The sequence below is a fragment of the Beijerinckia sp. 28-YEA-48 genome, assembly GCF_900104955.1.
Lineage (GTDB): Bacteria > Pseudomonadota > Alphaproteobacteria > Rhizobiales > Beijerinckiaceae > Terripilifer.
Genome location: NZ_FNSI01000001.1, coordinates 1672012 through 1697228 on the forward strand (window position 1 = coordinate 1672012; position 25217 = coordinate 1697228).

Here is a 25217-nt window from a genome sequence, read left to right on the forward strand (position 1 = left end):
ATTGAGGAGCGTGAAGCATGAAGACTCTGGGTTTCATTGGTACCGGCGGCATGGGCAGCGGCATGGCGGCGAACCTGATCAAAGCGGGATATCGCCTGGTCGTGAGCGACCTCAACCGCGAGCGGGCCAAGGGACTGGAGGACCAGGGCGCCTTGTTCGAAGCGACGCCCAAAGCCGTGGCTGAATCCTGCGAGCTGGTGCTTTCGATGCTGCCGAACAGCGACGCGGTCAGGGCCATCGCCCTCGGCAAGGGCGGCCTCGTGGAGGCTGTAACCGGCGCGAAGACGTGGATCGACTTCAGCAGCATCGACAAGGAAACGATCGTCAAGGTCGACGGTGAGCTCACCAAGAAGGGTTGGACCGTTGCCGACGCGTCCGCTGGCGGCGTCGAAGAGGCCGCGGCGGCGGGCGCCCTGGCGCTCTGGCTCTCAGGCTCCAAAACCTTGTTCGACGCGCATCAGCCGATCTTCAAGGCCATGGGCAAATCGATCCTGCATGTCGGCGAGCTCGGCAACGCCAAGCTGGTCAAGAACGCCATGGCGATGCTCGCCGCCGTCCAGCACATGAGCCTCGTCGAGATCGGCTCCTGGCTCGGGAAAGGCGGTCTCGACGCAGCCACCTTTCAGACCATCATCAAGAACTCGGCGCAGGATTCGGAAGCGACCCGACGCATCATGGACATTGTGGTGAGCCGCAAGTTCAAGCCGCGTAAGTCCTGGATGCCGAAAGATGTCGGCTTCGGGCTCGACATGGCCCGCGAGATGGAGGTCCCGATGCCGTTCGTCAGCCTCGCCTCCCAGATGTTCGCCATCGCCCAGGCGACGGGCCAGGACGGTTACGAAGCGACAGGCATCGCCTGCAATGTCTACGACGTGATCAATGGCAAGCCGCGCGGTAACGGAACGTAGATCGGACTCAAGGAGCTTAAAACGCGCCGCGCTTAAGCGAGCATGCCCGCCTAGTGACGTTTAAAGTATTGCACCTCGCGCTCATGTTTCTCGGCAGCGCCTCGTGTTTTGAACGTCCCAAGATTTCTGCGCTTATGGGTCTTTGGGTCGAGCTTGCGCGAATAGAGGCGATACTCGCCGGATTTGAGCTTTCGGATCATGGCGACCTCCTGCATCGTTGATAAGTCGCCACGGGCGGGATCCGTTCCATGAACGAATTTCACGGCCCCCCGCGCGGCACGCCCCTCCCCCGACGTTCGATCCGCGGCTCCCAAACGATGATCTGTGGAATTGACGCCGATAGTTCCATGCAACATCTTATCGAGCATTGGGATCGTCGGTGTCATTGCTTGAGAGGCACCGTATAAAAATCAATCCTGGGGGGAATGATGTTCGATCGTCGGAAATTTTTGCTGGCGTGCCCCGCTATCGCGGTGAGCTCTCTAAGCGCGTTTGAAGCAGCCGAAGCTCAGTCCTACCCCAACAAGATTATTCGTATCATTGGTCCCGCGCCTCCCGGCGGCATGGTCGATATCATCGCTCGCATCGTCGCGCCGCAACTTCAGGACGCATTTAAACAGAACGTCATCGTCGAGAATCGTGGGGGTGGCGGCGGATATCTGGGCACAGAACAACTGTCTAGAGCTGCGCCCGATGGCTACACACTAGGCATCGGAGGAGGCTTTTCCACTATAACGGCGACCTTGCAGAAGGCCCCTTCTTATAATCCGCGTGATTTGATCCCCATCGCTGTCTTTGGGGGAACGCCAAACATGCTCATCGTCAGTCCAAAGGTAAAGGCTCGGTCTTTTGCCGAGCTCCTTGCGGACGCGAAAGCAAATCCCGGCAAATATAATGTCGGCTCCAATGGACTTGGAACCACTATTCATCTCACGGCGGAACTCTTCAAACAGCGCACCGGCACTCAGATTACCCACATTGCATATCGAGGCCAACCGGAGGCTATGAACGCCCTGATGTCTGGCGAAACCGATATGATGTTTGATACCGCTTCAATCCATGTTGCGAATGTAAAAGAGGCAAAAATTCGGGCTTTTGGTATCGCGGGGCCCAATCGTTTTAAGCCGCTCCCTGATGTGCCGACGCTGGCGGAAGGCGGAGTTGAGGGCGTTGAAGTGCTATCTTGGTTCGGACTCATGGCGCCAAAAGGCACACCACCTGAGGTCGTTACCACGTTGGATACTGCGCTTAAGTCGATAGTCGCGAAGCCTGAATTTCAAAGGGCCGTTATCGAACAGGGTCTAGAACCGATGACGATGAATGCAACACAGGCCCAGGCTTTCTGGCGAAGCGAGATCGATAAATGGTCCGCAGTCATAAAGGCTGGAAATATGCAGCAATGAACGAACGAGCTCGCGAGCACGTGCGCTGTTGGTGAGACCTTCGGTTAAGTGGTTCCGATCCCATCCGGCGTGCGGCCGACGGTGAAACATCCGACGGCCGCTTTTGCTTTCGATGAAACTGCTCAGATTTAGCGGAGGCGCGCGAAGACAGCTTGATTTGAGTTCAAGAATTCAACGCCCCTAAAAGTTGCTATGCCGGCAGGACGACCACCTTCGTCTTGACCGGCGTTTGCGCATAGAGGTGCAACATGTCCTGGCTGAGGAGGCCGACACAGCCGCTCGTGATGCCTGAGCCGATCGACTCGACATCGCTGCTGGCATAGATCGTGTAGAGCGTGTAACGGCCGTTCTGGTAGAGATAAAGCGTGCGGGCGCCGAGCGGGTTGTCGAGGCCACCCGGCATGCCACCGGCGTATTTGGCCGCTTCAGGCTGGCGCTTGATCATCTCCTTGGGCGGTGTCCAGGTCGCCCATTCGCCCTTGCGCCCGACATAGGCGTCCCCACTCCAGCGGAACCCGTCGCGGCCGACATTGACCCCATAGCGGGTGGCGTTGCCATCGCCCTCGATGCGGTAGACGTGGTAATTGCCGGGATCGACGATAATCGTGCCGGGTGCTTCGTTGCTGCTATAGCGCACCGTCCGGCGATAATATTTCGGATCGAGCTTGCTGATGTCGGCGGCTGGGATCGGGAACTTCTCGTTCGGAACCGGCCCGTAGAGCGCCGTCGCCTCGGCGAAGCTCATGCCATCGGTTGTGGCGCAACCCGCTAGCCCCAGCGCGCCGAGACCTGCGGCAGAGCCGCTCATAAATGACCGGCGGCTGAGAAGCCCCGACCGAAGCCCAAACTGGGCGCCCTTGTTTCTTTCGCCGGTATCGGCAATCCGATCGTCTATAATCATGGTCAACTCGCTGAACGCCTGACTGAGCTGAGATTGCCGTCACACAGATCGATTGGCAAGACCAGCGGCAGAATCCTCTCACGCAGGTCTTATCAGACCGTTATTGGACAGGCCGCCCCGATGAAATCATAAGCCTTTGATTTAATAGATTTAAATGCACCGTCACCGCAATTCCTCAGAGCCTACGAAGATTAAGCCGAACCTGGATGCCATCGAGGATGATATCCAGGCCTGCGGAAAAGCCTTCGCTTTGACGGTGCTCGGACTCGGTTTTCTCAAGCTCACTGAACAGGGCCGCGGAAAGCGGGTAATTTCCGGATCTCTTGAGCGATTCAGCATATTCGGCCTGATCGGAATCCCATTGCTCTTCGGCGAGGCCTGAGCAACTTCGCCGGATCATTGGAAGCGCCAGCATGACTTGCTGGCGCTTCGTACATGGCGTCGTAGCCGAAGCTACGCGGGAGGAATGCCGATCACGACTTCCACGGACGATCCGCGCCGACCATCGGTGCGTCGGCGGCGAGGTCAACCGCGTCGACGATATCGACCGGCACCTGGGCCCGCGGCGGGAAGATCACCGGCGGCGCCGGCTTGGTGGCGTCAACAATAATCGCCGCCGACCGCTTTTTGCTCCGCGTGCCCTTGGCATCGTACTCCCACGTCGTGGGCAGCAGACCGCCCGGTCCGTTCCACTGCGGGACGACCTGGAGGTCGGTCGCCGCGTCGAAGCGCGTGCCAATCGCCCACTCGACCTCACGGTGATCGTTGACGTCGATGTCGTCGTCGACCACGTAGATCGCCCGCAGGTTCTCAGGCTCGGTGTTGAGCGCGGCGAAGGCTGCTCTGGTGGCGTCGTTGTCGGTCTCTTTGCTAATCGACAAGATGCAGTTCATGCGGGCGTGGATCGGCACGCTCACCGCCTTGAGCCCGGGGACAACCTGTTTGACGTTCTTGAAGATCGAGGCCACGCGCGGCATGCCACCCATCAAACGGTGCTCGCGCCCCGACGCCTGGATGTCCTGGAAGATCGCGTCGCGGCGATAGGTGATGGCGTCAACGACGATTACCGGCTTCAGACCGCCGCCGACATAGTGGCCTGGCCACTCGGCAAACGGACCTTCCTCGACGAGTTGACCATGCAGGATGCGCCCCTCGATCACGACCTCGGCCCGCGCGGGCACGAGCAGGTCGGACGTTTCGGCTTTGACGACCTCGACTGACTCGCCCAGGTAGGCGCCGGCGGCGTTGTACTCTCCACCGATGCCGGGCACGCGGCTCACCGCTCCCATCACGAAGGCCGGGTGATGGCCGATGGCGAGGGCAATCGGCGTGTCCTTGCCGAGCGCCTCGTAGCGGCGGTGGATGGTGCCGCCGTGGTGGGCGCCGAAGAACCACACGCCCATGCGATTGTCGTCGTAGATGTGGTGACGGTAGATACCGGCATTGAGGGCACCCGTTTCCGGGTCACGCATGATGCCGACCGCGGCGGTGAGATAAGGCCCACCGTCAAGTTCGTTATGCGTGGGAATCGGTAGTGCGCTCAGTTTGGCGGCCTCGCCCGTCAGCACGACGTCTTTGACCGGCGCGTCGGCACGATCGACTTCGATCGGCGGGTGAGCCTCGCGGCTGGCACCGAGATCGCTGGCCCCGGCACGCAGTTCGGCGGGATCAAGCCCGAGCCCAAGAGCCAGGCGTTCGTGGGTGGCGGCGATATTCGACACACACCGTAGCGGCGACCCGGCAACATTGGAGAAGAAGAACAAGGGAAAATCGCCGGCCCGATCGGCTTTCGCGCCATAGGCCGTGATCTCGAAGCGCGGGTCGACTTTGTTGGTGACGTGGCGGATATCGTTGGGGTAGCGCTCAGCGACGTCATCAAGGAACGTCCTTAAGTCCTTACTCCTGGAGTTCCCCGGCCGAGCGCCTACCCGCTCAGACTTCGAGCCGCTCGCTGGCGCACGCTGAATAATTCCCGCCTCTTTGTTCACTGCGTCTCTCCCTCGAAAGATTGCTCTTAGCTTTGTCCTAGCTTTAGGACATGTGCGCATTCTTGCACCGGTTTTCTCCGTCCGTCCAACTCTTATGTGGCGGGCGAAAAGACCGTCCCCATGCCAAACCCCATGCCAAAAAACTTTTCCGGAAAAGTGTCGCTGCTCTCCTCGCCATCGGCCTTGAAATCCCGTTCGCGGCAACCGCTCAAGCTCCAAAGCTCTAAGGATTGTGTGTTTCCACCAGCAAGGGCGTCAGCCGTTCGGCCAGACGTTCGACAAAGCCCTGACCGAAGGCAGCTCGCCACGCCAGTGCGGGTTAGCAGGGTTCAAAGCGGCCCGCCCGGCGACCAGCCCGATGGCCGACAAGATCAGAGCTTCGTTCATGCCCGAACAGCAACAGGCGTGCGAACGTGACAAGGCAGAGCGCCAGAACACCGGACGTCTACAACGTTCTCTACGGCAATTGGCCCATCGAGCACGATCGCCCCTTGGGCTGTGAAGGAAGCCCCGCCCCTACCGGTGAAACGCCTCGCAGCGCGCGTCCCACACCCAATACTTCCCCGCAGCTCCCGCTCAATCGGTCACCATTTGGACACCATGCGTGCTTTCATGGCCGCGCGCTCTCAACGGCGATTCATTTTCTCTATCCACGTCAGGGGAGATCATGTCGCCTGTTATCGTCCGGCAGGACGGGGCATCACCCCAAGATACGATTCTGGATAAAGCCATAATTTCGGCCACATGGGCATGCGGGCCGGCAGGCTAACGCGAACATGGGAAGGGCAAAAAGGAGAGCAAGCCCTACGATGAAAATTCACCAGCGTTCAGGCCCGTCCACACACGTTATATTAGACGGAAAATCAGGAGAAATCGCTAAGCGCTTGATTTAATTGGTGCGCCCAAGGGGAATCGAACCCCTGTTTTCGCCGTGAAAGGGCGACGTCCTAGACCGCTAGACGATGGGCGCGGGGATCACGGGGAGCATTTGGAGACGCCGACAGCGTTTCCGCAAGAGATGTCCCGCGAACCGCCGCCGGTATAGTCACAGCTCCCGCCCGATGCAAGCCGTCGCGAGACATTTTGCTGGTGATTTTAGCGGGTTTTGTACAGCCTCAATCCGGAGGCGGCCGTTCGGCAGTGTTTTCGGCGTAAATGGTAGATTTTAGCGGCTAATCCGGCACGGCGGCGTCGATAATACGTAGCCGCACGCGCTCATTGCCGCCCCAGCGGTCGATGGACAGCGTGCCGGCGAGGTGCAGATTCTCGCCGCGACGGCCGATCAGCGCCTGGCCAAGCGGCTTGTCCATAGCCCGGAAGGCAATCGCATCGATCCGGCTAGAATCACCTGACTGGGCGCGCACCCGCACGTGATTGGCCCCCACCTGCGCCGCTTCGAGAATGCGGAGCGACGGCAAGGCGAAAACAGGTTCAGGATTGCCGGCGCCAAATGGCCCTGCCCGCTCGACGTCGCTGACCATCTCCTTGCGAGCGCCGGCGGCCGTCAGCGCCGCGTCGATGATCAAGGCATGTTCGGCACGCGCCCGCACCACGGTCTCGCCCAGCCGCTCCTCGAGCCAGGCGCGGAAGGCGCCGAGCTTGTCGCGCTCGACCGTGACACCGGCGGCCATGGCGTGGCCGCCGCCCTTCACCAGAACATGCGCTTCGACTGCGGCACGCACCGCCTTGCCGAGATCGACGCCGGCGATGGAGCGGCCAGAGCCGGTACCCGTGAGTCCGCCCATGGCGATGGCGAAGGCTGGACGGCCAAAACGTTCTTTCAAGCGCGCCGCCACCAGTCCAACGATGCCCGGATGCCAGCCTTGCGACGCAGCGACGATCACCGACGCTCCCTCCTCGTCGAGGCCAAGCGCCGCCAGAGCTTCCGCCTCGGCTTCGGCGACAGCGACGAGTTCAAGCGCCTGGCGTTCCTTGTTGAGGCGATCGAGTTCGGCGGCGATGCGCGTCGCTTCCGCCTCGTCATCCATGGACAGAAGCCGCGCGCCGAGCGAGGCGTCGCCAATACGGCCGCCGGCATTGATGCGCGGGCCAATCATAAAGCCCAGCGAGAAAGCTTGCGGCGGCCCGTCGAGACCAGCCGCATCGAAGAGCGCGCGCAGGCCGATACGGCCGCGACCGCGGATCACCTGCAAGCCAGTGCTGACAAAGGCGCGGTTGAGGGCGCGCAGCGGCACCACATCGGCAACAGTGGCAAGCGCCACCAGATCGAGACTTGCCAGCAGATCCGGCGCTTTGCGCCCCTCCTGCCAGAAGCCTTGCTCACGCAGGCGCCGGTTGAGCGCCACCAGGGTCATGAACACGACACCAGCAGCGCAGAGATAGCCGAGACCCGACAGATCATCGAGCCGGTTCGGATTGACGATGGCAAGCGCCAGCGGCAACACTTCCGGCGCCTGATGGTGATCGAGCACGATCACGTCGAGGCCAAGCGTGCGCGCGTGCTCGAACGGCTCGATGCTGGCGGTGCCGCAGTCGACCGTCACCAGCAGGGTCGCGCCCTCGGCGGCGAGCCGGGAAATGGCGTCGTTGTTGGGGCCGTAACCTTCGAAGATGCGGTCGGGAATATGGATGGCGTGTTCTGCACCGCAATGGTGCAGGAAGTCGGCGAGCAGCGCCGAGGAACAGGCGCCATCCACGTCATAGTCGCCGAAAATGGCGATCTTCTCGGCGCCGGTGATGGCCCGGGCCAGGCGTGCGATGGCCGGCTCCATATCGACCATGGTGGCGGGATCCGGCATGGCGTCGCGCACGGTCGGATGCAGAAACGACAGCGCCGTTTCCGGCGTCACGCTGCGCCCGGCCATGACGCGCGCGAGGATATCGCTGATGCCGAACTGCTGTACCAAGGCTTCGGCCATGGCACGCCCGTCCTGCCCCAGCCGATCGCGCCAGGCTACGCCCGTCACCGAGCGTTCGACGTTCAAGAATGCGGGGCGAACCGCCGTGTCGAGCATGGCGGCATGGTAGCGTGCCAGGCAGCGATCAGCGACTATAGCAGCGGGCTGGAGCCAGGTTGTCCCGTGCCAAATGCGCGCGCCACGGCATTTTCGCCAATTGGCGTGCGAAAAGCGCCTCAAAGCAGGCCGATCAGGTGAAAATCAGATCGTCGCGGTCGGATCGGTCGATCGGCTTGCGCACGGTCTGCGGCGCCGGCGCGGCTTCAAACAGCTGTTCGGCTTGCGGCGCGGCGAGCATCATGCTGTCAGGCGTAGGATGCGGACCGGTGGCGGCAGCGGCGAGCAGCGCCTCGTCGGCTGGCGCGGTATTACGGTTCGTCTGCCCCATGGCGCGGGCCGAGCGCAGCAAGTCGGCGCCACGATAGCCGTCGATCGGATACATGGCCGAATTGCTGCGCAGAGCGATGTCCTTGCCGGCGAATTGCGGGAAGCGCATCTGCGCGAAATTGATGGCGCGGCGGATGCGCTGTTCGATCGGCACGAAATCGTCGCGTTGACGCATTTCAGCAAGCAGGATCCCGTATTCGCCTTCGCCCAGGCGCGCCACCACGTCGGAAGGACGCAGCGCCGCGGCAATGCTGTCGCGCACGCCAAGCTGCAGATCTTCGACTTCCTCGCCCGTATGGTCGAGATGCAAGGCATCGAGATTGGTCATGGCGATGAAGAGCACGCCGGTTTTCAATTCGCCGGCGAGCGCCGTGGGAATGGCTTCGTCGATCAGCCGGGGCAGATCGGCGGCGGCAACCGGCGGACGCGTGCGCGCGGCTTCGGGCGTGGCTTCTTTCTCCGGCTCGCTGGCGGCGACAGGCACAGTGCGGTGATGGCGCACGGCGTCGGCCAGACGCATGACCTTGCCGGCGCTGCGCGAGACGACAAGCCCATAGGCGCACATGATGCCGAGCACGGCGAGGCCGGCGAGGAACCACATTTCCGACATGCGACCACCTGCGTTGGCCAGAGCTTGCGCCTGCAGCGGCAGTTGCCGCAACTGGTCTTCCATCAAACCGGCGGCGGTTGTCGAGAGCATCTGAGACGACTGGTTGATGCCGTCGGCGTGGACGACAAAGTAATCGCTGCTGCGGCGATTACCGGCGAGATCCTCGGACAAGGCGCGATAGGCCGCGTCATAGCGGCTGCGCAGATCGCCGTAGAGATTGTTGAACTGAATGCGGGTGGCGCTGCCGTCTGGATAGTTGCGGGCGATGGCGTTGGCGCTGGCGTCGAGCTGGCTCATGGCCTGGGTGAAACGGGCGGTGAGCGTGCCACGCGGCACAGCCGCCTGATTGCGGAAATCCATTTCGGTGGCCGCAAGCTGCGCCGGGAAGCGGGCGAGCTGGGCGACCTGTTGGGTCTGGGCGGCGACGCGCGCGGCCACATCGCCCTGGCTGGAGACGATGTATTCAGTGCCGACCAGCGCTACGCCGAGGGCAGCGCAGGTGGCGATCAGAGCCAGGACAATCCCTCGTCCAACCTTTTGCGTCGTCAACATCAGTAACCGCCCCGAAAATAAGTCCTGCTCCCTCACATGGAGCCACCCTACGGGGCAGCGCATCGCCCACATAATCCTATTGCAGAATGTCGTTTATCTTCCGTGAAGCTTGAGGCCGGATTCAGGCCTATACTGGCGGCAAATAGAGCTGAATATGGCCCATCGTGGGACAGATCGGACACTCTTAAGCTCAACCGAGGAGATTGGGCCGACAGGAGCCCTACTTCGCCGCAGCGAATTCAGCACGGCTGTCGTGCTTGAGCATCACCACAAGAAGCGCCGCGATAAACGGCATTAGCGCCAGGATGAGAAGCCCGGTCGCAGTGTTGCCGGTACTGTCCTTGACCCAGCCGATCAGGTACGGGCCGCCGAAGCCGGCCAGATTGCCGATGGAATTGATCAACGCAATCCCGCCAGCCGCCGACGCTCCGCTGAGGAAAGCGGTCGGCAGGGTCCAGAACAAGGCGAAGGTGCAGAATATGCCGATGGCCGCCACGGTGAGCGCCACCATGATGACGATCGGATCGGTGAAGCTGCTCGCGGCGACCAGCGCCAGCGCGGTGAGAAACAACGGCAGCGCCACGTGCCAGATACGCTCGCGCGTCCGGTCCGAATGCCGCCCCCACAGGATCATGGCGACCGAGCCGAAGAGATAAGGGATCGCGGTGACAAAACCGGTCTGTAAATTGCTCAGGCCGAACGCCTTGACGATCTGCGGCAACCAGAACTGCATGCCGTAGAGCGCGGCGACAAAGCCGAAATAGATCAGGCTAAGGACCAGCACTTTCGGGGATGACAGCGCCTCGCCCAAGGTCATCCGATGGGAGGCTTCCTTGGCGACCTCCTCGCTCTTCAGTCGCGCCGCAAGCCATTGCTTTTGCTCAGCCGTGAGCCAGGTCGCTTCAGCTGGCCGGTCGGTCAGATAAAACCAGGTGACGATGCCAAGCAAAACCGACGGCACGCCTTCGAGAATGAACAGCCACTGCCAGCCATGCAGACCGCCGATCCCGTCAAGACCGAGCAGATAGCCCGAGATCGGCGCGCCGATCACCGTCGACAGCGGTACGGCGATGGTGAAGGCGGCGAGAATGCGGGCGCGATAGGCGGCCGGGTACCAATAGGTCAGATAGAGGATGATGCCGGGAAAAAAGCCGGCCTCGGCGACACCGAGGAGGAAGCGCAGGACGTAGAAGCTGACAGGGCCGCCGACCAAAGCCATCAGCGCCGAGATAATCCCCCAGGTCACCATGATGCGGGCGATCCAGCGGCGGGCGCCGACCTTATGCAGAATGACGTTGCTCGGCACCTCGAACAGGAAATAGCCGATGAAGAAAATGCCGGCGCCCCAGCTGAAGACCAGCGGCGAAAACTTCAGTTCGTCGTTCATGGTCAGCGCGGCGAAGCCGAGATTGACCCGGTCGAGATAGGCCAGGAAATAGGCCAGGATCAGAAACGGGATGAGCCGCCGCGACACGGTTCGCACGGTGGACGCTTCAATCTCGTTGAGGCTGCGGGCAACCGACGACGCGGGCGTCCTAGCTTCGGCCATGCGTTCCCCTCCACGGCGCCGCCGATGCGGCCCCCTGCGCGCGCCCGAATCCAGACGACGTCTTCCTATTTCACTGCAACAACGCGGTGAGGTCCAGCCTGATCTGATCTATCAGCAAGAAGGACTTACTATTTGATATTTTTATGTAAACTCAAAAATGAAATGGGCCGCTCCGCATGCGGAACGGCCCATCCTATCTGACAACCAACTTTAAGACTCAGGTTTAGGAGCTGGGTTTACGACTTGGAGACCCGGCTCGCCTGCCACTTGGTCTCGGCGCCATTAGTCTTGGCGGTGCCTTCGATCGCGTCGCCATTGACCTTGCCGGTGTATTCCGTGCTGCCGGCGGTAAAGGTGATCGTATCGCCCACCAGTTTGCCGTTGGAGATCGGCGCCACCACATTGCCCGTCGTCACCGTGCCGGTGAAATGCTGGAACTTCTGTTCGAGCTTGATATCGCTATTGCCACTGTGCCAGCCGCCATCGACCTTGGCCGGGACCATCCAAAAATAGGCGCGGCAATAGGAGGTGCACTCGGTCGTCGCCTGCACCTGATCGTCAGCCTGCCACTCGCCCATGTCGAATGTGTTGGAGACGATGCGCGTGCCCGGCTTCATGTCGAGGATTTTTGGACGCAGGCGCAGATTGATGTTCGGCAGAAGGAACATGGTGACGACGGTCGCTTTCGAGAAATCGCTCTCGAAGATGTCCGCCTTCTCGAATTTCGCCTTCTCGCTGACGCCGGCTTCGGTGGCGTTGCGCTGCGCCAGGGCCACCATGTCGGGATTGTATTCAATGCCGAGCGCACTGATGCCCCGTTTGGCGGCGGTGATCACCGTGCGGCCGTCGCCCGAACCGAGATCGATGACAAAATCGCCCGGACCGACCTTGGCCATGTCGAGCATGCGATCGACCAGTGCCTGTGGTGAGGGCACCCACACGACATCCTTGCCTTGCTGGCCAACCGACGGCTTGTAGTCTGTCGAGGGTGCCGGCTGAGCTTGCGCCAGCGCGGCCGAAGTCAGGCCGAGACCCAGTGCGACCGCGAGACAAGTCATCGACACAGAAACTTTCAACGTCATACATTCCTCCGATAGCGGACCAGGGGGACCGCAGTGCTGACATGATACCGGCGATTTCTGGATTGACCGCTCCCGCCTCTGAACCGGGTACGAATATGTTCCAGACTTGCCAGCGAAGGTCACGCCCGACCTCTGAAAAGTCAAGCGTTCCGGCTCCACCGAACGGTAATGCTGCAGCGCTTCCAACGTTCCAGCATAGTGATGTAACGGAGTTGTGATCCCTGCCGCAGCCTCCGCGCAAATCCCAAGGTGCCATCGGTTCGTAGGAAGCAGGACGCAGGATCGGCGCGGGCGGATCGCGCTGGAGGATTCATGAGAATATATATCGCCGGGTATCTTTCAGCCGCGCTCTGCATGCTGGCGCTCGACATTGTCTGGCTGTCGGCGACGGCACAGCCGCTCTATCGCGCGCAACTCGGCGACCTGTTCCGGCCTGATTTCGGCGTGCAACCGGCTGTGTTGTTCTACCTGCTCTACATTTTCGGCATCGTCTGGTTCGCCGTGCTCCCGGGGCTGGCCACGGGGCAATGGACGACGGCGCTTGTCAACGGCGCCCTGCTCGGCCTCGTCGCTTACGGAACCTATGATCTGACGAACCAGACGACTTTGGCGCGCTGGTCGACGATCATCACGATCGTTGACCTGTGTTGGGGCACGTTTTTGACGGCGCTCGCTGCAACCGCCGGCTTTTTCGGCGCCCGCGCCTTCGGCGGTGGCTGAAGTCTTCACCGCTCCAATGAAACAGTGAAGACTTTAGATTTTGACGCGTTTTCTTGACGCGGACCGGTGTCCACTTCGCTCGAAAATGCGCTAGCTGTTCCTATTTCGCCAGGGCGACGGTGCGGGTCAGCCCGGCCGGAAATCCCTTCAGGGAAATCGAGAAATTGACCGGCGTCGTGCTCTCGCTGGGCGTGGCGCTCAGTTTCAGCATCGCGCCAGCGCGCAGGGCATTCGACGTCGCCGCATCGAATTGCAGCGGCACGATGCAGCCGGCGGGGACGCAGGTGCGCATGCGCAGCGGCTTGCCGAACGGCTTGTCGTCAAGCTGCATGGTGATGCCCGGGTCGAACAAAAGGCCGAATGGCATGACCAACGTTCCGCTGAGCGAATTGTTGTCGCCAGGCACGAGCTCGATCGCCAGAACGCGCTGACGGTTCTGGCCGAACTGCTCCTGCCCGAGCGCGCAGCGCTTGCCGTTGCCCTGGCTGACGCAGGCGACCTGCCAATCGTCGAAAGTTTCGCGCAGAGACGTGGCGCCGCCAGGGAGCGCGCCCTGAGCCGCCGGTGCCGACGCTGGCGCCTGGGCCGAGGCCATTCCCGATATCAAAGCCGTTCCCGACATCAGAGCAGCAAAAATGACAGAACGAAACACGGTGAATCCCTTTTCTAGAACTTCACCGCGAGATTGGCCTTGAGGCTCTGGTCGTTGGCGGTGCGGGCAAACTGACCACTGTAGCTTATCCCGAGCATCGCCGCCGGCGTCAACATCAGATCGAGCCCCGCTTCCACCACTGCCGCATCACGGGCGATGGCGATGCCGGAGATGGCGAAGGGCGCGCCGCCGGCGAAGGCAAACACCGCCTGCGGCGTCACCGCGCCGAAGGCATGGCGCCAACCGAGCGTGCCACGCGCCGTCAAGGCCATGCCACCGAGATCGAACTGGCTCGAGGCGCGCAGGCCGAGCGTCGAGAAGGTGACGCTGGAGGTCCTCCCCTGGCTCGTCAGCGCCGCAGCACCGCCCATCTCACGGAAGCCGTTGGTGCGCAGGTTGACATAAGCGAGATTGGCGAAGGGTTCGAAACCGAAACGGCCGGCGTCGATCCGATAGCCGAGATCACCGAACACCTGTGTGGTGCGGGCATCGTAGCTGCCGCGCAGGGAGTCGTTGAAGCCCATGAAGGCGACAGAGCGGCTCGTGCGGATGTCGTGCCACGTGTGGACGACACCAGCGCGGAAGCCAAAGGCGCCCCATTGCGTGCCGGCATAGGCACCCATGTGATAGTTGTCGCTTGAACCCGACGAGGTGCGGCTGCCGGCGTTGAAGCTGGTGTTGCTGTAGCCGGCGAGCAGACCGACACGAACAGGCATCGCAATCGTGCCGAAGTCAGGCGTATCGACGCCGACAGTGAAGCCACCGGTGGAGCGGTTCAGCCGCGCCGCATTTCCGTCGCCGTTCCAGCGGCCCCAGGAGCCATAGGCCTGGCCCCAGATGGCGAAGCGTTCGACCGGCGCGATTTTCACCGACGTCGGGCCGCCCGGGGCATAGGACATCACCGGGACGGAGGCCGCGCCCGGCGCGCCGAACGCACTGCGCAGACGATCGAGCGCGCTGCCGCGCACGAAGCGGCTGTCCTCGACCAACGCCGTGCTCATTGAGGCATGCGCCTCGCCGGAGAGCTGATCGAAGGCGGCGCGCGCTTGCGCATCGGTGGCCAACCCGCCAACGGCATTGGCCAATTGTCCCGGAGCGAGGCTGTCGAGGCCACGGCCCGTCGAGATCTGGTTCGGTGTCCAGCCGGCATCGGCGAAGTTGCGATATTTTTGCACGTCGAGATAGGCATTGTTGGCGTCGTAGACGTCGACAAGCCTGAGAAAGGCAGTGCTGATATCGCCGGTTAAGCTGCCGTACTGCCCGGTCAACCCACTATCGGCGGTCAACACGGTATAGCGCGTGCCTGACGCTGCAAAGCCACCGGGCGCGTTCACCCTCAGGATCGAGCCAGTGATCGTCGCCGTACCAGATGTGCTGAACCTGTCGGCCTGCCCAGCCGCGTTGATATCGATCGCCAGGGTGCTGCCAGCCGCAAAAGTGGCATTGCCACCGGTTTGCCGGATCATGTCGCCGGCCCCGCCGTCAATCATGGTCAAAAGACCTTGATTGGTGAACTGAGCCAGATTGGACCATTGCGTCATCTGAGCGACGCCCGCGGAACTTCCGCCCACAACGGTGCCGGTGTTGATCAGCGTACTCGCGCCCCCACCGAAGTCGCTGGTTCCGCCGGCGCTGTTCCAGCTCCCGTTATTGAGAAACTGGGTTGCGGCGCCGGTGAACTGGACCGTACCGACGATTGAACCGGCGTTTGTGAGCGTCATCGTCGCCGCAGTGGCCTGGATCGCTGCGTCGGTGGACAGGCCGGAAAGGTTGCGGATCGCTCCGGATGACGAAACAGTTATGGTGCCGGCGCCGCCGAACAAGTTTACGCCGCGCGTCGCGCCCGTCACCGTGCCGGCCACCTGCACGTCCACCGCGCCATTGCCCGTCGCGTTGATGCCTGCGGCCGCTGTACCGGTCACCGTGCTATTGGCGATGACGCTGATCGCACCCGTGCCGAGATTCAATGCATTAATGCCTATCGTACCCGAGACATTGCCATTGGTCGTCACAGCGACCGTGCCCGCGCCGGCTCCCGAAACCTGCTGTGCGAAGATCGCGGCGCTACTCGTCGAAGACACCGCGCCCGTCGTCACCGACACATTGCCACCCGTCGCCAGTGCAAACACGCCATTGCCTGTCGTCGTGGTCACAGGACCGACCGTCTTCACCGTCGTAGAACCCGCCCCGAAATTCTCCGCGTCGATGCCAAAGCGCGCGTCAATCGCGCCATTAGCCGTCACGTTGACATTGCCGGTTGCGCCCCCTGCGAGGATCGCGCCGACGATGCCGGCATTGCCCGCCTTGATGTCGCCGTTCGCCACGATCGTCACATTGCCGGCCGTCGACTGTGCCTGAACATCGATGCCGTTTTTGCCCACGGTCAGCGCCGTCACCGCGCCCGTCGTGACGTTGATATCGCCGCCCGCCGGCGTGTCACGCACCACAATGCCGGCCCCTGCCGTCGAACTGCTGGCGCCCGAGATGTTGACCGCGACCGTGCCCAAACCATTGTTCTGAATGTTCGCCGCATCGCCGGTGCCGCCGACGAAGCCACCGGTGCCCGTCACCGAGATGTTGCCCGTGCCGCCGGTACCACCGACCAAGGTCAAGCCACGCGTCGCGCCCGTCACGGTGCCAGCCACCTGCACGTCCACCGCACCCTTGCCTGTCGCAATGATGCCTTCGGCAAAAGTACCCGTCACCGTGCCACCAGTGATAACCGTGATCGCGCCCGTACCGCTGTTGGTTGCCTCAATACCCGTCGTGCCCGAAACATTGCCGTTGGTCGTCACGCTGATCGTGCCTGGAGCCGCCGCGCTGGTCTGACGCGCGACGATCGCCGTATTGCCCGTCGAGCTCACCGCCCCCGTCGTCACCGACACGTTGCCACCCGTCGCCAGCGCAAACACGCCATTGCCCGTCGTCGCGGTCACAGGACCGACCGTCTTCACCGTCGTAGAACCCGCCCCGAAAGTCTCCGCATCGATGCCAAAGCGCGCGTCAATCGCGCCATTAGCCGTCACGTTGACATTGCCGGTTGCGGCCCCTGCGAGGATCGCGCCGACGATGCCGGCGTTGCCCGCCTTGATGTCGCCGTTCGCCACGATCGTCACATTGGCGCTCGTCGAGCTCGTCTGGACATCGATGCCGTCCTTGCCCGCGGTCAGCGCCGTCACCGCACCCGTCGTGACGCTGATATCGCCGCCAGCAGCGGTGTCGCGCACCACGATGCCCTCGCCCGCCGTCGAACTGCTGGCGCCAGAGATGTTGACCGTGACCGTGCCCGAACCATCGTTCTGAATGTTCGCCGCATCGCCCGTGCCGCCGACGAAGCCACCGGTGCCCGTGACCGAGATATTGCCCGTGCCTCCGAAGCCGCCGACCAAGGTCAGGCCACGCGTCGCGCCCGTCACGGTGCCGGCCACTTGCACGTCCACCGCGCCCTTGCCTGTCGCAATGATGCCTTCGGCAAAAGTACCCGTCACCGTCCCGCCAGTGATAACCGTGATCGCGCCCGTGCCGCTATTGCTCGCCTCAATACCCGTCGTGCCAGAGACATTGCCGTTGGCCGTCACAGAGATCGTGCCTGGAGCCGCCGCATTATTCTGACGCGCGACGATCGCCGTATTGCCCGTCGAACTCACCGCACCCGTCGTCACCGACACATTGCCACCCGTCGCCAACGCAAACACGCCATTGCCCGTCGTCGCCGTCACGGGGCCAACCGTCTTCACCGTCGTCGTACCAGTGCCAAAGTTCTCAGCATCAACACCAAAGCGCGCGTCGATCGCGCCATTGGCCGTGATATCGATGTTGCCCGTCCCAACGGCTGGGAAGATCGCACCGACGATGCCGGCATTGCCCGCCTTGATGTCGCCGTTCGCCACGATCGTCACATTGGCGCTCGTAGAACTCGTCTGGACGTCGATACCGTCCTTGCCCGCGGTCAGCGCCGTCACCGCCCCCGTGGTGACACTGATGGCGCCGCCAGCAGCGGTGTCACGCACCAGGATGCCCTCACCCGCCGTCGAACTGCTGGCGCCCGAGATATTGACTGTAACCGTGCCCGAACCATCGTTCTGAATGTTCGCCGCATCGCCGGTTCCGCCGACGAAGCCACCGGTGCCCGTGACCGAGATATTGCCCGTGCCGCCGGTACCACCGACCAAGGTCAAGCCACGCGTCGCGCCCGTCACGGTGCCAGCCACCTGCACGTCCACCGCACCCTTGCCTGTCGCAATGATGCCTTCGGCAAAAGTACCCGTCACCGTGCCACCAGTGATAACCGTGATCGCGCCCGTACCGCTGTTGGTTGCCTCAATACCCGTCGTGCCCGAAACATTGCCGTTGGTCGTCACGCTGATCGTGCCTGGAGCCGCCGCACTGGTCTGACGCGCGACGATCGCTGTATTGCCCGTCGAGTTCACCGCCCCCGTCGTCACCGACACGTTGCCGCCCGTGCTCTGCGCGAAGACACCGGTGCCCGTCGTCGCCGTCACCGGGCCGACCGTCTTCACCGTCGTAGAACCCGTGCCGAAGTTCTCTGCGTCAACACCAAAGCGCGCGTCGATCGCGCCGTTCGCTGTGATGTTGATATTGCCCGTGCCGACAGCCGGGAAGATCGCACCGACGATGCCGGCGTTGCCCGCCTTGATGTCGCCGTTCGCCACGATCGTTACATTGGCGCTCGTCGAGCTCGTCTGGACATCGATGCCGTCCTTGCCCGCGGTCAGTGCCGTCACCGCACCCGTCGTGACGCTGATATTGCCGCCCGCGGCGGTGTCACGCACCAGGATGCCCTCGCCCGCTGTCGAACTGCTGGCGCCAGAGATGTTGACCGTGACCGTGCCCGAACCATCGTTCTGAATGTTCGCCGCATCGCCCGTGCCGCCGACGAAGCCGCCTGTGCCCGTCACCGAGATATTGCCCGTGCCACCGGTACCACCGACCAAGGTCAGGCCACGCGTCGCGCCCGTCACGGTGCCAGCCACCTGCACGTCCACCGCGCCCTTGCCTGTCGCAATGATGCCTTCGGCAAAAGTACCCGTCACCGTCCCGCCAGTGATAACCGTGATCGCGCCCGTACCGCTGTTGGTTGCCTCAATACCCGTCGTGCCCGAAACATTGCCGTTGGCCGTCACGCCGATCGTGCCTGGGCCCGCCGCACTATTCTGACGCGCGACGATCGCCGTATTGCCCGTCGAGCTCACCGCCCCCGTCGTCACCGACACGTTGCCGCCCGTGCTCTGCGCGAAGACACCGGTGCCCGTCGTCGCCGTCACCGGGCCGACCGTCTTCACCGTCGTCGAACCCGTACCGAAGTTCTCTGCGTCAACACCAAAGCGCGCATCGATCGCGCCGTTCGCCGTGATGTCGATGTTGCCCGTGCCTACAGCCGGAAAGATCGCGCCGACGATGCCGGCATTGCCCGCCTTGATGTCGCCGTTCGCCACGATGGTGACATTGGCGCTCGTCGAACTCGTCTGGACGTCGATACCATCCTTGCCCGCGGTCAGCGCCGTCACCGCGCCCGTTGTGACGCTGATATTGCCGCCCGCAGCGGTGTCACGCACCACGATGCCTTCGCCGGCCACCGCGATAACATTGCCGGTGATATTGATATTGGTCGTCCCAGCGCCATTCTGTGACACATCGAAGGCGTTGCCGACGCCGTTATTGATGATCGCGCCGCCAGTATAGATGATTGGCCCCCCCGTGGCGGTGACGCTTAGCGCCGCCGTGCCACCGGCGGTTGGGGTGTTGCCAGCATCGACGCTAATCGTGCCGCCATTGGTAACCGTAACGCCGCCGTTAGCGACATTGCTTATCGCTAGGCCGAATCCGCTGACCGCCGCGCCAGGGTCGATCGTGAGCTGGACTGGGACTGCCAAATTACCCACATAATTTCGATCGTTGGGCGGAGCGGTCGGAAAACTCGTGTCAGTCGTGGAGGTCGTGTCACACTGCACGGTAGTGGCGCCGACCACGCAGGCCGCCTCTGCGTCTGGCGAGAAGAGAAAAGCCGAGCCTGCGAAGGCGACGATGCCAACGGCGGATCGCATCGCAAACCGACTGGTCTGTGAGAGGAAGCGCGCACGCAAATGAGCAACTGGGCAAGCTTCGCCTGCCGAAAAAGCGTAAAATCTCATAATACCCTGCCCCTCTGGGTATAAAACTCACGCGTCTAACACTTTAGCTTATTCACTGTCGTACAACGATAGACTTAAGTTTGAGGTCTTCATCAACGGCTAAAAGCAGACTTTTCACCGCGGACGCGCCCTTAAAACGCTTTGAACTCAACCAGATTCGCAATAGCGGACGGGAGTGCCCGGATAAATATGGCATATGCCATATGCCGACCAATGAATGGCTGGCTGTTACTGACAGGATACAACTGTAACGCCTAACATTCAAAGAAAGATTGATGAACTATTGCAGATCCTTAAGCGAGGAACCGAATGGAGTTCAACAGCGCAACAAGTTGGCTCTGCTGTCGCGTCTCGGTTTTGCGAAAAATTCTCTCAAGGTGAATGCGCGCGGTACCGAAGACGATGTTTTCCTTGATGGCCGTTTCCTTCAAGGACAATCCACTTGCCAGCGATAGCGCAATAGAAGCCTCTTTCGCTGTCAATCCGAAGGTTTCGCGCAACTGATCGTGCAGGACGGGCGAGAAAGCGGACTTCGATTCGCGCGCCAGCACAACCGCGCAAGGTCCGGCCGACAGGCCGAACATTCCGCCGCTGGGTAACAATCCAATCGACAAAGCCAGCTGGTCGCCGCGCTCCGCCCTGACGATGAGATCAGCGCCCAAACCTGGCAGCTCGCCTTCGTGCACCCGGCAGACCCGCCCGACCACCTGTAGCAGCGTGTTGGTTTGCGCGGGATCGCAGGCCGCCAAATGTCCGGCGCGCGCGGTCAATGCACATATCGGCTGCGACAAAAGTGTTTGCGCGGCGGCATTCATCTCAAGAATGCGCAGGCGCGTGTCGAGCACGAAGCCAGCGAAGGGCAGATGAGCGAACAGCGATCGAGACGCCTGCCGCGCCTTAAAGTGCTCGCTCAATCTGGTGGCGCGTTGCAGATGCGGTGCGACCAGGGCGAGCATGGCATGATCGTCGACGTCGAACACCGGCTGATCGCGACCACGCTGCACGTCGAAGAATGCAAAGCGCTTTCCCGACATCTGAAGATTGCAGCCCATGCCATCGTACATGTCCTGCGGCGCCATCCATTCGTTCCAGATGGCTGTGCCCTGCAAGCGATCCCGGCCAAGCAGTTGGGCATCGCCGAACACCCGGCCGATCGGCATGCTAGTGCGTGGCATAATCAGTTCATTGATCGGGAACTGCACGGGAAGAAGCGCATTCCAACTCGGATCGGAGCCAGGCGAGAAGAAAATGCTGTCCTCGAACCGACCCAAGTCCATATTGACGAGACAGGCCTTAGAGCCGTGAAAAGTGGCCTGCAACTGCAAGATTGCGTCAAGCCAGACCGACGGATCATAGGCCGCGTCATAGATGCGGCCTATCGCGGCGGATAGGGTCTCGTGGGAAATGGAATATCCCATAAAGCCTTGCAATAAAAACAATCAGCGGGCGATGAATTTATCACAAGCCACGACTAAAGCATCGGACAAACGTCGTATAAATACTTAAATAATAACACGATAGGCCAAGTCAGAGCTGACGAGCGGCCCTTAAGCGCTCGGCACGGCCGGATTGAGCTGCTCCATGACGCGCTTCTGCACCGAGGCGAGATGGGCGCGCATGGCGCGGTCGGCCGCTTCCGGATCACGCCGCGCGATGGCTTGCGCGATGGCGCGATGCTCGTTGTCACGCACGGCGATGCGCTGGGGCGTGCTGGGACGATTGCTACTGCCAAGCCGCACGCGCGCATCGCTCGAAACCTGCCGCAGCAGGCTATAGAGCGAGGCGGCGAGTTTGTTGCCGGACGCGGCAGCGATCATTTTATGGAAGGTTACGTCCCAGGCGCCGCTGTCGACATCGTTCGCCGTGGTCGCCGCTTGTTCGATCCGCGCGATTTCCTGCGGCGAAGCTCGCAGCGCCGCCAACCGCGCTAGGAACGGCTCGATAGCGATGCGCATTTCGATCACTTCCATCGGATTGGTGGCCTGCACCAGGCTCTCGCCATTGTGGCCGACGAGCGGTTGGCGCTTGGCCCGCGCCGGCTCCAGCTCGCCCTGGGCGCGCAGGGACTGCAAGGCGCGGCGCAACTGATGGCGCTTGACCGCGAGCGTCTCGGCCAGATCCCGTTCCGACGGCAGCTTCTTCTTGGCCACCACCATGGCGCGGATGGTCTCCTTCAGCTCTTCGATATCGTCATCCGGCTTCAGCGCGCGGGCGCGTTTGGAAGCAGAACGGGAGCTGGACACAATCGCTGTCATGAAGACGGTCTTTGAACCTTGAGAAATTGAAGCCTGGAGCCGACCGGAATCGATCTCCGTTGAAATTAAAAGATCGGCGCAAAGCTGGACAGGCACGCTGGTGAACCTACCCCGCAATTTGTACATCGAGCGCCTCATTATCTCAACCAAAAATTTTGGTTGAGATTACGAAAAACAACTCAGCAACATTTTCATTTGCCGAAATAGCGCTGAAACACCGATATTTTATGGTTTTGCATCGCATCAATGCAATGTGCACTGCAATGATGCACAGGCGTCCAACATTTGACCAATACGATTGGTTATTTTTGGTTGACCAAAACTGGTTGCGTGAACTAGCCTGACGTCATTCAGCGAGAGGCTAACGGGAGGCCCGCATGTCCAGCACTGTTCTGTTGCGCAACCGTGATGTGGAACTGAAGGCGCTTTACGACGATGTCGCCGCCAACCACATGTTCCCCTTCTGGGCGACGTCAGCCGACGTCGCCCACGACGAAATCAAACAGCTCATGGCCAGTCCAAAGGCCGTGCCCTATGTCTGGCGCTGCGCCGAGGATATCGAGCCGATCCTCAATCGCGCCGTCGAACTCATCACCATGGACGATTCCGAGCGCCGCTCGCTCGTGCTGGTCAATCCGGGCCTGGCGCCGCGCCGCGCCACCGTCTCGACCATGTACACAGCCTATCGGCTGAACGATGCCAACGAGATCATGCCGCCGCACAAGCATTCGCCAAGCGCCGTGCGCTTCGGCCTCAAGGGCCAGGGCAATTTCACTGGCGTCGATGGCGAGAACATGGTGTTTGGCCCCGGCGATCTGGTGCTGACGCCCAACGACACCTGGCATAACCACGGCACCGTCGGCAACGAACGCGCCCTCAACCTCTCGGTGCTCGACCTGCCGCTGGTCGAGACCCTCAACGCCATCCATTTCGATCACGACTACCAGGAAGAGATCGACGGCAAGGTGGTGCATCTGAAGCAGCAGACCGAGCGCTTCACGCCCGACTATTCGCAGAAGACCTATGGCTATGGTGGATTGATGCCGCGCTTTGCCGGCAACAAGTCGCGCGGAGCGGGCTATTCCTCGCCGATGTTCCTCTACCGCTGGGACATGGTGCGCGAACTGCTGCACAAGCACCGCGAAAATCCGGGCGACGACCACGACGGCCTGATGGTTGAATATATCGACCCGACCACCGGCCAGCCGGTGTTCAAGACCATGACCTTCTTCGCCCAGATGCTGCATCCCGGCGGCAAGACCCTGCCCGTGCGCACGACATCGAGCCTGCTCGTCTCACCCTTCGAAGGCCAAGGCTATTCGATCGTCGATGGCAAGCGCATGGACTGGAAGGAATATGACACGCTGGCCATTCCTGGCGGCTCCTGGTTCGAGCACCACAACACCTCCGACAAGGATCCGTTGGTTCTGTTCGTCGCCAGCGACGAGCCGACGCTGAAAAAACTCGATCTCTACAAGAAGTGGGGCAAGAGCGCCTCGGGCCAAGTCTCCGCACTGGCCTGACGCCGATCTCTGGCCGGCGTCCACGCCGGCCTCCCCCGCAATACGAATGGCAGGAGTCCTCCGTGCTCGACAAACCGCAGCGCCAATCCAATACGACGCTTATTTCCCGCATCGAAACACCCGGCGGCGGCCAAGTCTGGGTCGAAGGCACGACGATGTATGTCGGGCATATGCGCCCGACGTCAGGCACGACGATCATCGATGTCGCCGACCCACGCCATCCCAAGGTGATCGCCGAGATCGAGGTGCCGGCCGGCTGGCACTCGCACAAGGTGCGCGTCAAAGACAACATCATGATCGTCAACCTCGAACGCTTCGGCAAGAACCAGCCTGGCGACATCGGCGGCGGCCTCAACATCTACGACGTGTCCAATCCGGCGCAACCGAAGCTGATCAGCGAATGGCGCACCCAGGGCGGCGGCGTGCATCGCTTCGATTACGACGGCCGCTACGCCTACATTTCCCCGACGGTCGAAGGCTATATCGGCAATATCACGATGATCCTCGACCTGAAGGATCCGGCGCATCCGGTCGAGGTTGGCCGCTGGTGGATTCCTGGCCAGTGGCAGGCGGGCGGCGAAGCCTATCCCTGGGGCAATGACTGGCCGACGCCGCGTTGCCATCATCCGCTGCGCCATGGCGACCGGCTCTATGTGAGCTATTGGCACCATGGCTTCTTCATCCTCGACATTTCCGACATGTCGAAGCCGACGCTGGTGTCGGCCTACAACACCAGCCCGTCCTACCCGCACCCGACCCACACCTGCCTGGTGATGCCGAAACCCTTGAAGGGCCGCAACATCATGATCGTGGCGGATGAGGACGTGGCGAAGCTGTGGCCGTCACCGCCGTCCTTCACCTGGGTCTATGACATCACCAACGAGCGCCTGCCGGTGCCGATCTCGACCTTCCAGGTGCCGGGGCTCGATCCCGATGGCAAGGCGCAGCCGGCGATGACCGGTTGCCATCAGCCCTCCGAGCGGTTCTCCGGCACGATCGTGCCCTTCGCCTGGTTCGCGCAAGGGCTACGCATCGTCGATTTCGCCGACCCCTATCAGCCCAAGGAGATCGGCCACTACGTGCCGCCGGCGGCACCCGGCGCCGACCGTCCCTCCTCCAACGACGTCACCATGGACAGTCGCGGGCTCATCTATCTGGTCGATCGCGTCAGCGGCGTCGACATCATCGAAGCGGCGGCTTTTCGCTAAGGACCTGTCATGACTGAGACACGTAACGACGTCTATCCGATCGGCAATAAGAACCCGAACCTGCCCTTTCATCCCGCCGTGCGCGCCGGCGATTATATCTTCGTCTCCGGCCAGGTGGCGAAGGATGCCGACGGCAACATGGTCTCCGGCACGATCGAGGAAGAGACCGCCGCGACGATCGAATCCATCCAGCGCATCATCGCACTCGAAGGTGCGAGCCTCGCCGACGTAGTGCGCGCCACCACCTATCTCGAGGATACGCGCGACTTCGGCCGCTACAACAAAGTGTTCGGCCAATATTTCAAGGACGCCATCCTCGCCCGCACCACCATCGAGGCGCGCGCGGTGATCAGCACCAAGATCGAGATCGAAGTCATCGTCTACAAGCCGATCAAGGACAAGTGAGCCG

At 61.9% G+C, this 25217-nt stretch carries 18 protein-coding genes and 1 tRNA gene; 6 read left to right on the plus strand and 13 right to left on the minus strand.

Annotated features, from left to right (window positions below; all coding sequences use genetic code 11):
- The first annotated feature begins 17 nt into the window (after positions 1-17).
- Positions 18-908: an NAD(P)-dependent oxidoreductase gene (locus BLW50_RS07910; RefSeq protein ID WP_090699988.1), complete on the plus strand. Its 891-nt coding sequence runs from the start codon at positions 18-20 to the stop codon at positions 906-908.
- A gap of 50 nt (positions 909-958) precedes the next feature.
- Here BLW50_RS07910 and BLW50_RS30635 read toward each other — a convergent pair whose 3' ends face one another.
- Entirely contained in the window at positions 959-1276 is a 318-nt protein-coding gene (locus BLW50_RS30635) for a hypothetical protein (protein ID WP_170849894.1), read from the minus strand.
- A 60-nt stretch (positions 1277-1336) separates the two neighbouring features.
- Here BLW50_RS30635 and BLW50_RS07920 point away from each other — a divergent pair, with 60 nt between their 5' ends.
- On the plus strand, positions 1337-2311 hold the full coding sequence (locus BLW50_RS07920) for a Bug family tripartite tricarboxylate transporter substrate binding protein (RefSeq protein WP_170850047.1): 975 nt from the start codon (positions 1337-1339) through the stop codon (positions 2309-2311).
- A gap of 190 nt (positions 2312-2501) precedes the next feature.
- Here BLW50_RS07920 and BLW50_RS07925 read toward each other — a convergent pair whose 3' ends face one another.
- From BLW50_RS07925 to BLW50_RS07960, 8 genes are all read right to left on the minus strand, one after another.
- Entirely contained in the window at positions 2502-3212 is a 711-nt protein-coding gene (locus tag BLW50_RS07925; protein ID WP_090699994.1) for a L,D-transpeptidase, read from the minus strand.
- 175 nt (positions 3213-3387) lie between these two features.
- On the minus strand, positions 3388-3627 hold the full coding sequence (locus tag BLW50_RS07930) for a TetR/AcrR family transcriptional regulator C-terminal domain-containing protein (RefSeq protein WP_090699997.1): 240 nt from the start codon (positions 3625-3627) through the stop codon (positions 3388-3390).
- Between the two features lie 58 nt (positions 3628-3685).
- Positions 3686-5200: a UbiD family decarboxylase gene (locus tag BLW50_RS07935; protein WP_210186055.1), complete on the minus strand. Its 1515-nt coding sequence runs from the start codon at positions 5198-5200 to the stop codon at positions 3686-3688.
- A gap of 894 nt (positions 5201-6094) precedes the next feature.
- Positions 6095-6170 (minus strand) — tRNA-Glu (locus tag BLW50_RS07940).
- A 202-nt stretch (positions 6171-6372) separates the two neighbouring features.
- The gene (gene recJ, locus BLW50_RS07945; RefSeq protein WP_090700003.1) at positions 6373-8175 is read right to left on the minus strand and encodes a single-stranded-DNA-specific exonuclease RecJ; all 1803 of its coding nucleotides are present in this window, start codon (positions 8173-8175) and stop codon (positions 6373-6375) included.
- A 133-nt stretch (positions 8176-8308) separates the two neighbouring features.
- A complete protein-coding gene (locus tag BLW50_RS07950; protein ID WP_170850048.1) occupies positions 8309-9667 on the minus strand; it encodes a diguanylate cyclase domain-containing protein in 1359 nt (452 codons plus the stop codon).
- Between the two features lie 220 nt (positions 9668-9887).
- On the minus strand, positions 9888-11216 hold the full coding sequence (locus BLW50_RS07955; protein WP_090700011.1) for an MFS transporter: 1329 nt from the start codon (positions 11214-11216) through the stop codon (positions 9888-9890).
- 236 nt (positions 11217-11452) lie between these two features.
- Entirely contained in the window at positions 11453-12298 is an 846-nt protein-coding gene (locus tag BLW50_RS07960; protein WP_090700013.1) for an SAM-dependent methyltransferase, read from the minus strand.
- 312 nt (positions 12299-12610) lie between these two features.
- Here BLW50_RS07960 and BLW50_RS07965 point away from each other — a divergent pair, with 312 nt between their 5' ends.
- Positions 12611-13018, plus strand: a complete 408-nt coding sequence (locus BLW50_RS07965; RefSeq protein WP_090700017.1) for a DUF2177 family protein — start codon at positions 12611-12613, stop codon at positions 13016-13018.
- A gap of 100 nt (positions 13019-13118) precedes the next feature.
- Here BLW50_RS07965 and BLW50_RS07970 read toward each other — a convergent pair whose 3' ends face one another.
- The 4 genes from BLW50_RS07970 to BLW50_RS07985 form a co-directional block, all read right to left on the minus strand.
- A complete protein-coding gene (locus BLW50_RS07970; protein ID WP_244544166.1) occupies positions 13119-13670 on the minus strand; it encodes an invasion associated locus B family protein in 552 nt (183 codons plus the stop codon).
- 14 nt (positions 13671-13684) lie between these two features.
- On the minus strand, positions 13685-19735 hold the full coding sequence (locus tag BLW50_RS07975) for an autotransporter domain-containing protein (RefSeq protein WP_090700023.1): 6051 nt from the start codon (positions 19733-19735) through the stop codon (positions 13685-13687).
- A gap of 380 nt (positions 19736-20115) precedes the next feature.
- Positions 20116-21240 carry a helix-turn-helix transcriptional regulator gene (locus BLW50_RS07980; protein WP_090700028.1) on the minus strand — a complete coding sequence of 375 codons (1125 nt, stop codon included), beginning with the start codon at positions 21238-21240 and terminating at the stop codon, positions 20116-20118.
- 129 nt (positions 21241-21369) lie between these two features.
- Positions 21370-22077 carry a FadR/GntR family transcriptional regulator gene (locus BLW50_RS07985; RefSeq protein WP_170850049.1) on the minus strand — a complete coding sequence of 236 codons (708 nt, stop codon included), beginning with the start codon at positions 22075-22077 and terminating at the stop codon, positions 21370-21372.
- 377 nt (positions 22078-22454) lie between these two features.
- Between BLW50_RS07985 and BLW50_RS07990 the strand changes: the two genes are divergently transcribed.
- The 3 genes from BLW50_RS07990 to BLW50_RS08000 all read left to right on the plus strand — a co-directional run bounded on the left by BLW50_RS07990 (position 22455) and on the right by BLW50_RS08000 (position 25213).
- Positions 22455-23600 carry a cupin domain-containing protein gene (locus BLW50_RS07990; RefSeq protein WP_090700033.1) on the plus strand — a complete coding sequence of 382 codons (1146 nt, stop codon included), beginning with the start codon at positions 22455-22457 and terminating at the stop codon, positions 23598-23600.
- Between the two features lie 62 nt (positions 23601-23662).
- Positions 23663-24808 (plus strand): LVIVD repeat-containing protein, encoded by a 1146-nt coding sequence (locus BLW50_RS07995; protein WP_244544167.1) that lies wholly within the window; start codon positions 23663-23665, stop codon positions 24806-24808.
- A 9-nt stretch (positions 24809-24817) separates the two neighbouring features.
- On the plus strand, positions 24818-25213 hold the full coding sequence (locus BLW50_RS08000) for a RidA family protein (RefSeq protein WP_090700035.1): 396 nt from the start codon (positions 24818-24820) through the stop codon (positions 25211-25213).
- The last annotated feature ends 4 nt before the right edge of the window (positions 25214-25217 follow it).